Annotated in this window: 4 protein-coding genes; 3 read left to right on the forward strand and 1 reads right to left on the reverse strand. The window is 70.1% G+C overall.

Annotated features, from left to right (window positions below; translation table 11 throughout):
• The first annotated feature begins 8 nt into the window (after nt 1–8).
• The 3 genes from LZ586_RS10870 to LZ586_RS10880 are packed head-to-tail and all read left to right on the forward strand — an operon-like array spanning nt 9 to nt 11,648.
• Nucleotides 9–7,676: a filamentous hemagglutinin N-terminal domain-containing protein gene (locus tag LZ586_RS10870; protein WP_235076320.1), complete on the forward strand. Its 7,668-nt coding sequence runs from the start codon at nt 9–11 to the stop codon at nt 7,674–7,676.
• A gap of 2 nt (nt 7,677–7,678) precedes the next feature.
• On the forward strand, nt 7,679–10,807 hold the full coding sequence (locus tag LZ586_RS10875; protein WP_235076321.1) for a CHAT domain-containing protein: 3,129 nt from the start codon (nt 7,679–7,681) through the stop codon (nt 10,805–10,807).
• A 22-nt stretch (nt 10,808–10,829) separates the two neighbouring features.
• Nucleotides 10,830–11,648 carry a CPBP family intramembrane glutamic endopeptidase gene (locus LZ586_RS10880; protein WP_235076322.1) on the forward strand — a complete coding sequence of 273 codons (819 nt, stop codon included), beginning with the start codon at nt 10,830–10,832 and terminating at the stop codon, nt 11,646–11,648.
• Here LZ586_RS10880 and LZ586_RS10885 read toward each other — a convergent pair.
• Nucleotides 11,645–13,072, reverse strand: coding sequence for a M23 family metallopeptidase (locus LZ586_RS10885; protein WP_235076323.1), 1,428 nt, complete (start codon nt 13,070–13,072; stop codon nt 11,645–11,647). The two genes, LZ586_RS10880 and LZ586_RS10885, sit on opposite strands and share 4 nt — an antisense overlap.
• Nucleotides 13,073–13,091: the final 19 nt, after the last annotated feature.

The raw sequence follows: 13,091 nt of genomic DNA on the forward strand, positions 1-13,091 counted from the left end.
AGCGTATCATGCTGACGAACCACCTGCCGACCCGGGCTTCGCACGCCGCGCTCCTGCGCAAGCTGGCGCTGTCCAGCGCGCTGGCGGGCAGTCTGGCACTGCCGTCGATCGCATGCGCGCAGAACACCACGCCGGGCGGGCAGACGGTGGGGCCGGTGACGGGCGGCAGCGCGCCGACCTTCAATGGAAGTACGGGAACGCTCACCGGCAACCAGGCGAACCTGGACGTGGACCTGCGTGCGCAAAGCACGATCATCAACTGGGACCGGTTCAACATCGCCCAGGGCAGCAGGGTCGATTTCGGAACGGGCTTGACCGGCCCCGTCGCGGTGCTCAACCGGGTGACCGGCGGGGGGGCGACCAACATTCGGGGCGCTCTCACCTCCGACGCCAATGTCAACGTGTTCCTGGTCAATCCCAATGGGATCATGATCACCGGCAGGGGCAGCGTGTCGACGGGATCGTTCGTCGGCAGCACGCTCGATATCCGGGACAGCGACTTCACCGCGGGCAATTATGTCTTCAATGGCAGGTCCGCGCTCAGCGACAATTCCGACGCCAAGGCAGTAACTGTCGGGCCAGACGCCAGCATCCAGACCAATGGAACGGGCTTGGGCCTGATCCTGCTCGGGCGGCAGGTGACCAGCGCGGGAAGCCTGCAGGCCGGCGTCAACCAGGACGTGGCGCTCGTCGCGGCGGAGAATGTGACGCTCAGCTATACCGCAGGAAGCCCACTCGGCATCGAGATCACCCGAGGCACGACCCTCGACCCGAACGCCCTGCAGATCGTCGGGGGTTCGATCCAGGGCCGCAACGTCTATTTCGCGATGGCGACCCGAGGCTCGGTGACGAACGCGCTGCTGCAGGTCGACGGCAACGTCACGGCCGTGAACGGCACCAAAGGCATCGTCATCCTCGCCGGCAAGGCAGCGATCGATCCGGATATCCGCGCCACCGGCCTCACCACCGGCAATGACGACGCGGTCAGCGTCAAGGGCGCCTTGAGATATACCGGCACCGGCGGGGGCGTCCGGATCGGCGCCAGCGATACTGTCACCGTCGGCGGGGCGATCACCAGCGGCGGCGACTATACCGTGCGCGGCGACAGCGTGACTCTGGGCGCGACGAACACCGCCGTCCGCCAGCAGGCGGATGGCGCGGTGTCGATCGCTGCCACCGGTGGCGACCTGCGCGGACTTGGAACCCTCCAGCTCGCTGCCGATTTCGACGGCAGCGGCGGTCAGGCGCTGCGGCTCGAGGCCGACCGAAATGTGGATTTTGGCCAGGCAACGCTGCTCGAAAGCGGCGGCACGGGGCTGGCCTCGGCAGTCAACATCTTTTCGAGCAGCCGCAACGGTAACGTCCTGCTGGGCGACGTGCGCGCGCTGACGCTAGATGGTGGACTGAGCAGCGGCAGCGCGGCGCTGGAGGGACGCCTGGACCGCGCGGCGAGCGGTGGCAATGGTGGCGAGGTGCGGGCCCGCACCGTCCAGCTCGGCGGCACCGCGGTGATCGACGCGTCGACGCTGACGCTCGGTTCGCTCACCGCCGCCGGCGATGTGGCGCTGACCGCCGACGCCATGCGGGTGGGCAGCGTGACCTCCACCGGCGGCACCGCAACGCTGACCGCCACGTCGCTGCACGGTCTGACAACGACGGCGCGTACGGACGTGAGCGCTGCGGGCGCGGTGTCGATCGACGTCGATAACAGCGCGCTGCTCGGCACGGTCTCGTCGGGTGGCGCCGTTGCGCTGACGGCCGGCAGCTTCGACGCGAGCAACGTCACCGCGCAAACGGGCGCCACGCTGCAGGCACGGTCCGGCAATGCCACGCTTGCGGAGGCGACGGTGGTCGCCGGCTCCGCCAGCCTCACCGCTGCGGGCGACGCCTCCGTGCGCGGCCCCGTCTCGATCGGCGGGGACTACAGCGTCACCGGGAATGTCGTGCAATTGAGCGGCATCCAGTCGGCGACGGGGGCGGTGACCGTCGCTGCGCGAACGGGGGCGGTCGGCAGCACGAATTCGCTTGTCCTGACCGCGAACAGCGATGCGGTGGGCGCCGAGGCCCTGACACTGCGCGGCCGAGTGAACCTGTCGGCGGACAGCACCTTGAACGGCGGCCCGGCGCGCGAATCGGGGGTGGTGATCGACACCTTGCTGACCAATGGCGTCACGCTCGGCAACGTGAACGCGGCGACGCTGACGATCGCCGGCGGCGTGCCGCTGCTTGGCGACATACGCCTGGGCACAGTGACGACCACCGGTGACCTGTCGCTGCAATCGGCGGGGGCAATCGACGCGGTCGGCTTGCAATCGACCGCCGGGCTGGTCAGCGCGCGCGCCGCGACAATCGATATCGGCGGGGTCACGGCGGCCACCAGCGCTACGCTGAGCGGGCGCACCGTCGAATTCAACACGATCAACGCAGCCAGCGCCGACGTGGCGACCACCGGCCTGACGGGCACGCGCTTCATTCAGGGCGGCACGATCACCACGGCGGGTGCCGCCACGGTGACCGGCAGCGGCGGCGTGATCGATCTCGATGGCGTCACGGCGGGCGGCGCCCTTTCGGTCTCCTCCGCAGGCGCGGTGGATCTCGGCACGCTTCGGATCGGCGGGGACGCGACGATCACCACGACCGGGGCTGCCAGCGACATCACCATCGCGGCGCTCGACGCCGCCGGCGCGGCGTTGGTCAGCGGATCGCGGGACATCACGGCCGGACCGCTCGCAAGCACCGCCGGCGGGCTCACCGTCACTGCGACTCGCAGTGTCGCGGGACTCGGCACCAGCGGGCGTCTGGCGCTCACCGCTGCAACCGACCTGGTGCTCACGGCCGGTGGCAACGCCCGGCTGGGCGCGGTGTCGGGCAACACGCTCGCCCTGCGCGCCGGCACGCTCGACAGCTTGGCGCTGCGCGGTGACGCGGGCATCGAAGTTTCGGCCACCGCCGGCGACCTGACCGTGCGCGGGCTCACCACGACCATGGGCAACGCAGCGGTGTCCGCAACCGGTACGGCCGGGGTGATCGGCCCGGTGACGGTGGTGGGCAACTATAGCGTCGCCGGCGGCGGCGTGTCGCTGGCCGGCGCACAGGGGGCGACTGGGGCCGTGGACGTGACCGCGCGTTCGGGCAGCATCGGCAGCGATCCCGGCAGTGTGCTCACCGCCAATTCCGACGGAGTAGGCGCAGAGGCGCTTACGCTGCACGGAAGCACCGAACTGGCGGTCGACAGCCTCCTGCGCGGCGGGCCCGACCGCCAGTCGCAGGTGGTGCTCGATGCGCCCGCCAACGTCCCCGTCCGGTTGGGCAATGTCGATGCGAGTAGCCTCGTGATCGCCGGGGGCGCCGCTCTGGGCGGCAACCTCACCTTCGGCAAGGTGGTCACGACCGGCCCGATCACGCTGCAGGTCGCCGGCGGCATCGGCGGTGGCGAGCTCACCAGCCTGAACGGTGCCGTGACGTTGCGCGGTGCGGGCGGCGCAACGGTGACTACGCTGGGCGGCGCCGAGATTGACGTGGCGATGGAGGGCGCGGTGGATGTCCGTCGCGCGGCCGCCTCGACCGGCGGCGTGCGGCTGGCCTCGACGGGCAGCAGCGTCGCCCTGGGGTCGGCGAGCGCCGCTCTGGATGTGGCGGTCGAGGCTCTCGGCGCAGCCTCGGTCGCCGATGCAGTCACTGCCGGCCGCGACTACCGGGTTCGTGGCGGATCGGCGACGCTGGGCGACGATGCGAATGCGGAGCTGCAATCAGCGGTGAGGGCAGTCGATATCAGCGCGACCAGCGGCGCTATCACCGGTGGCGCCGGCCTGACGCTGCAAAGCGGCACCGGCGCGCTGATCCTCGACGGCGCGGGCGGCATCGACCTGCGCGCGGGCGTGCTCCAGCTTGGGGCTAACGGCGCAGGCGTGCTGGGCTTGCGCGCCGGCGACGGTCAGACGATCGACTTAGGCAACAGCGTCAAGGTGGGCACCATCGGCTCGGTCACTGCCGCGCACGACGCAGTGGGCACGGTGCTGACGCACGCCGGCGCGCTGCGCTTCGGCACGCTCGATGCGGCGAACGCAATCGATATTCGGCTGACTGGCGGTGGCGCGCTGACCGGCTTGGCGCTGAACGGCGCAGGCACCGTGGCGATCGACACCGGCAACGGCACCGTTGACGTCCGCACCATCGACGCCGGCTGGCTGACCGTCACCGGCGGGGGCATCCTTGGGGACACCTATCGCGCTGCCGGAGACATCGCGCTGAACGGCGCCACGGTCGCGCTGGGCACCCTCGACAGCACCGCCGGCTCGGCGACCGCAACTGCCGGTGCCGGCACGCTGTCGATCGACCGCGCGCATGCCGCGGTGGACCTGACGCTCACCACGACAGGGACGGGCAACGTCTCGGTCGGCGACGCGAACGCCGGCGGCAATGTGTCGCTGATCGCCCGGAGCGGCGACATCCTGAACGACAGCGCCACTGCCGGCGCCACGCTGAGGCTGAGCGCGAGCGGCGACATCACCGGCCGCAGCACCGCCAGCCCCGACCTGTCCGGCCGCGACGTGGCGCTTACGGTAGGCCGCAACATCACCACCGGCACCATCACCTCGCCCGGCGGTCTCAGCATCACGGCTGCCTCGATCACGGTCGGGCGCGCCAGCGCAGGCCGCGCGCTCAGCCTGAATGCGTCGAACGGCGACTTGCTGGTGGGGTCCGCGAGCGCGGGCGGCGCCCTCGCCTTTAGCGCGACTCAGGACGTGAGCGTGGGAACCCTGGCCAGCGGCGCGGGCGTGTCGCTGGTGGCTGGTCGCGATCTGCGCGTGCGTGACATGACGGCGCCGGGCACGGCGACGGCGCGCGCGGGTAGGCGGGCCACGCTGGACAGCGCGACGGTCGCCGGGCTCGATGCCGAAGCGGGGAGCATCGATGCCGGCGTGCTCACCGTCGGCGGCACGACGCGACTGATTGGCACCAGCGGAGCGGTCGCGGTCGACCTGCTCGATAGTGACGGCGCGGCTACCATCGGCGCGGACACCGACGTGGCGCTCGATGCATGGCGGGTGGCTGCAGGGCTGACGGTCACTGCAGCCGGCCATGCCGAGTTCGGCACCGGCACCGCGGGCACGCTGACGCTCGATGCAGGCAGCATCTCCATTGCAGACGCGACGGTGGCGGGGGCAACCACGCTCGATGCAACGGGCACCGTCTATGTCGGCGCGCTGCGCGGCGGCGACGCCACGCTGGCGACCGATGGCGCACTGACGGTCGGGCTGCTGGAGGCAGAGGCGGCGGTGTTGCGCGGCGGGGCAACGCAGCTCGGCACCACCACCGCCGACACCCTGCGGATCACCGGCGGATCGGCAACGCTGATAGACACAAACGTGAAGGGTGCCGCTTCGATCGACGTGAACGGCACGGTGACGCTAAGCCGGCTGCGCGGGGGTGACGTCACGCTGCGGGGGTCGAGCATCGCTGCTGAGGCCCTGACCGCGACGAGCACGGCGACGCTGACCAGCACCGAGGGTGCCGTCGATCTAGGCCAGCTGACTGGTGGTGGCGTGACCATCAATGCGGCGGGCAACGCCGCAGTCGATGGCTGGACCACGAGCGCATTATCGATCGAGGCAAAGGCCGACGTGACGCTCGGCACCGGGACCAGTGCCACCCTTGCCGCAACCGGCGGCAGCATCGGCATCACCGACGCGACGGTGAGCGGGGGCGCAAACCTGAACGCCACCGGAGCCCTGACGGCAGGAACGCTGACCAGCAGCGAGACCCGCGCCACTGCGGGCGGTGCGCTCGCTATCAACCGGCTAAAGACCGGCGCCGCAGTGCTGCAGGGGGGATCGACTCGGCTCGGCACGGCCGACGTGAACACGCTACGGATCACCGGCGGTTCGGCGACGCTGGCCGACGTCGCTGCGGCAGGCGCGGTATCAGTGGACGTGACCGGGGTGGTGGAAGCGGCCAAGCTGAATGGGAGCGACGTGACGTTGCGCGGGGGCAGCGTCGCTGCGGAGGCATTGACCGCCACCGGCACGGCGACGCTGACCAGCACCGCGGGTGCTGTCGATCTAGGCCAGCTGACTGGTGGTGGCGTGACCATCGATGCGGCGGGCAACGCCGCGGTGGATGGCTGGACCACGGGCGCCTTGTCGATCACGGCAACGGGCGACGTGACGCTCGGCACCGGGGCCAGTGCCACGCTGGCGGCGACCGGCGGCAGCATCGGCATCACAGACGCGACAGTGACCGGCGCGGCAAACCTGAACGGTACCAGAGCGCTAACGGTCGGAACGCTGACCGCCAGCGAGACTCGCGCCACTGCGGGCGGTGCGCTTGCCATCGACCGGCTGAAGACCGGCGCCGCAGTGCTCAAGGCCGACTCCGTGCGGCTGGGCACGCTGAACGCGGCCACGCTGACGGTCACCGGCGGGTCGGCGAGCCTAACCGACGGCCTGGTGGCCGGCGCGACTTCGATCGACACCACCGGCACTGCGAACTTGACCCGGTTAAGTGGCGGCGAGCTGTCGTTGCGGGCCGGCGGGCTGGCGACACTCGGCACCGTCACCACGACCGGCACCGCGACGGTGCGCGCCGGCGACGTGGCGCTGGACGGGCAGCTGCGCGCATCGACCGTGACGATCGGCAGCCGCACGGCGGACGCAGGGTTGCGGCTGGGCGCCGCGGCCAATGTGCAAGGTAGCGGCGTGGGCCTGAGCGAGGGCGAGATCGGCCGCATCGACACCGACCGGGTTGTCTTGGACGGCGGCGCCGGCACGGTGACGATTGGCACGCTCGCTTTTGGGGCGGGCACGGGGCGCTCTCGCGTCGACGTGCTGACCAGCGGCGACGTGCTGGTGAACGGCGTGATGAGCGGCGGCGGGGCAGCGCGGGTATTCCGGATCGGCGGCACCGGCGCCGCAGACAGCGATCTTGCCTCGACGATCCGCATCGTGGCGACGGAGGATGCCGGTGGACGGCTGCTGTTCGGCGATGCGGATGTCGAATTGCGCGGCGCGCGCATCGGATTGGGCCTGAACGGCCTGACGGATGCGCTGTTCGCCGGCGGCGGGAACTCGGCAGAGCAAGCCGGGCTCTATATCGGCAATGCCAATTCGCCGCTCTACAGCGCACTCGCAGGCGGATCCGCCTATGTGCCGGGCAACGAAACCACTCTGAGCGCGGGCCGGCTGACACTGCGCTTCGACGATTTCGCGCTATTCCAGAACACCGGTACCCGCGGGTTCAACACCGGCGCGGTGCTGTCCGGCAGCCCGGCGGGCGGGCCGACGCTAAACCTGATCGGCCCCGGTGAGGGGCGGCCTACCGCGTTCGCGATCTTCGGCACGATCAACGGCGTCAGCGGCACCTCGACCTCGGTGCTCGGCCAGACCGCCATCACCACCACAGGCATCGATTTCACGGCGGCGCGCGTTAATGGCTGCGTGCTGGGGACAGGCGCGGGGTGCCTGACCACCACGATCTCGCAGCCGACGCTGAACGTGTTCGATCCCGGGCGGCTGGTGGTGTTCCGCGCGGAGGCGGACTTCACCCTGCCCTTCGACCCGTTGATCGGCAGCAACAACGAGGCGCTGTTCGCCGGCATGGGCGCGGTGGCGGAACCCGCACCGCCCTGCCCGCCTGGACCGGATGAATGCGGCGCAGCCCCCCAGAACCAGGAGTGAAGATGCGCAGTTCCGATGGCCGCATGCGGCCCCTGATCGCGGCGACTGCGATGGCCGCGGCGCTTGCCGGCTGCTCCAGCGGCACCCGGCCGCGCGCCCAGCTCGACACGGTAAGCCTGGGCCGCAATGCTGCAGACGAGGCGTGCGTCGCCAGCCGCACGTGGCGCGATGCCGGCGTGCGCGACATGTTCGACAGCGCCTACCTGATCACCTGCCGCAACGTAACTGCCAGCCGTCCACTGGGCGCGGTGCGCGTGGTGGCGGAGACGCCGGAGGCGATCGCGCCAGTGGAGGCGCTATTCGCTTGCGGGACCGAGAGCACCGTTACCGTGGCTGGCGCGCCGGCACGCGTTCGTCGCTGCACCGACAAGACGCTGCAGCTCGACACCGTCCGGATCGACATGGCGGCCGGAGACAAGCGCGTGATCGCCAATGCGACGCCGGCGCTGCTCGCGCAGCTGGAGGAAGCCGCGGCGGTGCTCGCCGGGCGCCGCAAGGCAGATGCCGATCCCCGCCGCGAACTCCGCGCGACGATCGACTTGACCGCACTCCCCGCCGGGCCGAGTGGAACAACGGTGGTGGCGGTGGACGAGAACGCCGGCGCGGCGTTCGATCCCGCGCTGGCGCTGCGCCAAGGCACCCAGCTCAACCATAATGGCCGGCATGCCGAGGCGTCGCGCCTGCTGAACGACGCTATCAGCCGACTACCCGCCAACTTTGCCGCCGACGCACGCGCCGAGCTGCTGCTCGAGGCCGGGCTGGCGGATTCCAACATCTCGTTTAGCGACAGCGCCCAGCAGCGCTTCGCCCAGGCTGACGCGCTGATCGGCCAAGCAGGCGTGCAGCGCGCAGCGTTCCTGCAGCGCAAGCGCGACGCCTATGTCTCGCTCGACCTGCTCAATCGGCGCGAGTTCGCCGCAGCGCTGCAGGCGCTGGACCGGCTGGTTTCGGCTGAGGCCAAGGCCGATCAGCCGCTAATGGACGTCTCGACGATCCGCCAGCTCAACCAAACGCGGCCGGAGCGCCTGAACAACGCCGTCGCGGTTCCCGACACGCGCCAGCTGTCGCAGCTGGTGATCGACGCCCAAGCGAATTGGGCGCGCAGCGTGGCGCTGCTGGCGCTCGGCCAGGAAGCGCGGGCCAATGCGGCGCTGGATGCGTCATCGCGCGCCTATCGCGCGTTGCTGGGCGAGCCCATCGATCCTACTCAATCGCTGTGGCTGGGTGCGCGTATCGAACGTCAGCGCGGGCGGCTGGCGGCGCAGCGGGGCGACTGGTCGACGGCATTGAACGCGTTCGACCGCGCGCTCCAATATCTCCAGCGCAGCGCCGTGGGCTCGCTGGGCACCGGCAGCGAGCCGGCGATCGCCGAGGCACAGCTGGAGCGAGCCGGAGTGCTCGCGCGCAGCGGTGCGCCGGCGGCGCAGATCCGCCACGAATATGCGGCCGCAGTCGATGCTCTGGTCGCGTCCAACGGCACTGGATCGATCCTGCCGACGGGCTTGGAGAATTATCTCGACCTGCTCGTAGCGGAATCGCGCGGCAAGGCGCAGGCGGACACCTATGAACTGTTCTTCCGCGCGGTGCAGGCCGGCGGCCAGCCGGGCGTCGCGCGCCAGCTGAACCAGCTACAGAACATCGTCTCCGCCGACCCCGAGCTCGCCAATCTCGTGCGCAGCCGGGCCACGCTGGAGCGCGAAGTCACGCGGCTGCGCTATGCTATTGCCGACAAGGCGGAAACTCCCGGCGAGTCGATCGGCGATCTGGAAGGGCAGCGCCGCCGCGCCGAGGAGCAGCTGATCGCGGTCAATGACCAGTTGGCGCGGAACCAGCGCTTCCGATCCGTCGACGACAGCCCTGCCACGCTGGCGGCGGTGCGCGCGGCGCTGGGCCCCGACGAAGGCTATCTGAAGCTCTATCAGCTGAGCAACCGCGCATACGGCATCTATGTCACGCGGAACCGCACGTTCATCTATCCGGTGGTGAGCAGCGCCAAGCAGCTCGCCGAGTTGGACGGGCTCGCCAACTCGGTGCGGCGCTCGGTGGACGGGCGGTTGGGCGAGGGCCAGCTCGTTCCCTATGACGCCGGCGGTGCACACGTGCTGTTCCGTCTGATCGCCGGACCCGCGCGCGAGGAGATGCTGAAGACCGCGTCGCTGGTAGTCGATCCGGCCGGGCCGCTGACGCTGGTGCCGATCGGCGCGTTGGTGACCGAATACGCCCCCAAGGCTGTAGGCGAGGACCCGTTCGATTTCTCGCAGGTCTCGTTTCTGGCTGCGCGGACGACCGTATCGACGGCGCTGTCGCCGCGCTCATTCCTGGTCTCGCGCGCGCTGGCCGGCTCAAAGGCGCCGCACGCGCTGCTCGGCTTCGGTGCGCACCTACCGCCGGTGGGGGATGCGCTCGCCGATCGCATGGTGGACGTCGGCTTCGCCTGCACTGTGCCATACCGCGAGCTGGCCGCAATCTCGCGGGCGTTCGCGCCGATCGACCGGCGCGAGCTCGATATAGCGGCGGAGGCGCTAGGCGATCCGCAGGCGCCGCTGATCACCGCCGCGGGTTTTACTGACACCGCCATCGAGCAGCGCAGCGATCTGGACGAATATCAGGTCATCCACTTCGCCACGCACGGCCTGCAAGAGGGGCAATGGGGCTGCGCCAAATCGCCCCCGGCGTTGGTCACGTCGTTTGGCGGTGCGCAATCGGACGGCTTGCTCAGCTTCTCCGAGATCGCGCAACTGCGGCTGAACGCCAATCTGGTGGTGCTGTCGGCCTGCGACACGATCGCCGGGGTGCGCAACCAGGCGCTGGCGCGGGCATCGGGCCAGGAGGAATCGGGGGCCACGCTGGAGGGATTGGTTCGCGCATTTCTGGCGGCGAACGCGCGCTCGGTGCTGGCGACCTATTGGCAGGTTTCGGCGGAGGCGGAATCGCAAAACCTGATCCGCGCATTCTATGGCGCCGCGCGCACCCAGACGATCGGGCGTGCGTTGCAAACCGCGCAGCGCACGCTGATGGAACAGCCGAAATTCTCGCACCCCTTCTACTGGGCGCCATATTTCCTGGTAGGCGACAGCACCAAAACGATGCTGTCGAACCCGCCGGGTCCGGCCACGGTCGCGCAGCGCTGATGCCTATTGCCGCGATACGCGCATGAAGGAGCAGGCCGCAGCCGGAGTGTCGCTGGCGGCGGCATCGGGCGCGATGGCCGCGATCCTGCTGGCGGGCCCTGGGCTCGTAACGGCACTGGTGCCGACGGACGCGTCGGAAGCGGTGCAGGAGGCGGCGTTCGTGCTGCCGCTTTTCGGCGCGATGATTGTGGTCGCGTTGGCCGGCGGGCTGGTCCTGCGGCGCAAGGTCACGACACTAGGTGCGCTGCCGGCGCGCAATGCCGCGATCGGCTTCGCGCTCGGGCTGCTCGGCATCGGCCTGGCAGCCGGTTATGCGGCGATCGCCGGCGTGGCGCAGCTGGGTGCGGGGGGCAACGGGGGCGCGCGGCTGCTCGCCGGCATGGCGCTTGTGCTGTTCCAGGCAGCGGCCGAGGAGCTGTATTTCCGCGGATGGCTGCAGCCGGTGCTGGTCCGCGCCTGGGGCGTGGTGCCGGGGATCGCCGTTACTGCGCTTGCCTTTGCGGCGCTGCACATGCTGGGCGCGGCGTTCGCGCCGTTGTCCTTCGTCAACCTACTGCTCGGTGGATTGCTGTTCGGGACACTGGCAGCGCGGGCCGGCGGCATCGCGGGTGCGCTCGCCGCGCATTTCGCCTGGAATTCCACTGAGCAGCTGGTGCTGGGGCTCGATCCTAATCCCGGCGTGGGCAGTTTCGGCGCGTTGTTCGACCTTGATCTCGCCGGAGCCGCAGCCTGGGGAGGGTCAGGCGAGGGCCTTAATGCCAGCGTGGCGATGACTGTGGCGCTGCTGGTGCTGGTGGTGCCCCTGGCGATCCTGGCGCATGGCGCCAGGGACCGCGCTTAGTCCGCGGTAGCGGCGCGTTGTCGATCCACTCTGTCCCGTTCCTTGCGGAAGACGGCGAGGCCCTTTCCGGTCAGCGACTGGCCGGTACCCGTCTCGATGGTGAGCGGATCGACCGCCTGGCCCTCGATATGGACTTCGTAGTGGAGGTGCGGCCCGGTCGAACGCCCGGTCGTGCCGATCTCGCCGATCTGCTGCCCCTGCGCGACGTGCGCGCCGACCACGATCTCGGGCAGGATGCGGTTCATGTGGAGGTAGAGCGTCTGCCAGCCATTGTCGTGGCGCAGCCGGACGAAGTTGCCGTTGGGGCCCTTGGCACCCGAAAACTCGACGGTGGCGCTGCCGGCGGCGAAGATCGGCGTACCGGTAGGCGCGGCGAAATCGGTACCGCGATGCAGCTTCTGATAGCCAAGGATCGGATGCGTCCGGTAGCCAAATTGCGAGCTGATCCGTGCGGAATCCACAGGCGTGCGCATCAGCGCGCGCACGGTGCTGAAGCCGTTGCCGTCGAACCACCCCGCCTCGCGCTCCCCGGGCGGGGTAAAGCGATACAAGGCGCGCGACTTGGCGGCGGTGCGCAGCGAGACATAGACGAGGCGCGGCACGCCCACTGCCTCACCCGAGGGATTATGGGCCTGTTCGAACGCAGCCTCGAAGATGTCGCCGGGGGAGACTTCGCGCTGCATGTCGAAATCATAGCTGAAGGCATTGGCGAAGTCACCGATCAGGCTGTCGGTCACCCCCGCAGAGACGGCCGAGCTGTAGAAGCTGTTAGCATCAATTTCGCCGCGCACCACGGTCAGCCGGGTCTTGAGCGCTGCCGACAGCCGCTTCGCGTCGAAGCCGCCATCCCCCTTGCGGCGCAGGACCAGGCCCGCACCGTCACTGCGCGTCACCTCCAGCGAATCCAGCGACGCGGTGCCGGGGGTGCCGTGCAGGTCGAAGATCAACCGTATCTCCCCCGCGCCATCGCCCAACTCGGCATGTGCGCGAGCAGCGGCGGCGGCGGCCTCGCCCGCGGCGATGCCGCCGGAGCGGAACGTGTCTTCCAGCTCGTCGATGCCCGCGAGCACCAGCGTACGGCGGCTGGACGTAGGGGCCGGCTCTGCCGCCAGAGCCGCCTCGCTCCGGCGCTCGGTCACCACCGGCTGGGCGTCGCGGCTGGCATAAGCTGCGACCGCGCCAGCGAACGCCACCGCGGCGGCGGTGCCGAACGCCAGCATGCGGGTGCGGGTCTCCGGAGCGAGCGGTTGCCGGGCGGGTGGCTGCGGCTTGGACCGTGCGGGAGCGGCTGGCGGCGGTGTTGCACCCTTGCCCCAGGCGCGAATGTCGAACGAAGGCTCGCCGGAGTCGGGTTCGCGGCTGCGGGCCGGGTTGCCGCCTCCCCAGGTGCGCGGGTCGAACGATGGCGGGTCACGATCCTGCATACACGCGGCCCCCAAAACC

It is taken from the genome of Sphingomonas sp. S2-65, from assembly GCF_021513175.1.
Lineage (GTDB): Bacteria > Pseudomonadota > Alphaproteobacteria > Sphingomonadales > Sphingomonadaceae > Sphingomonas.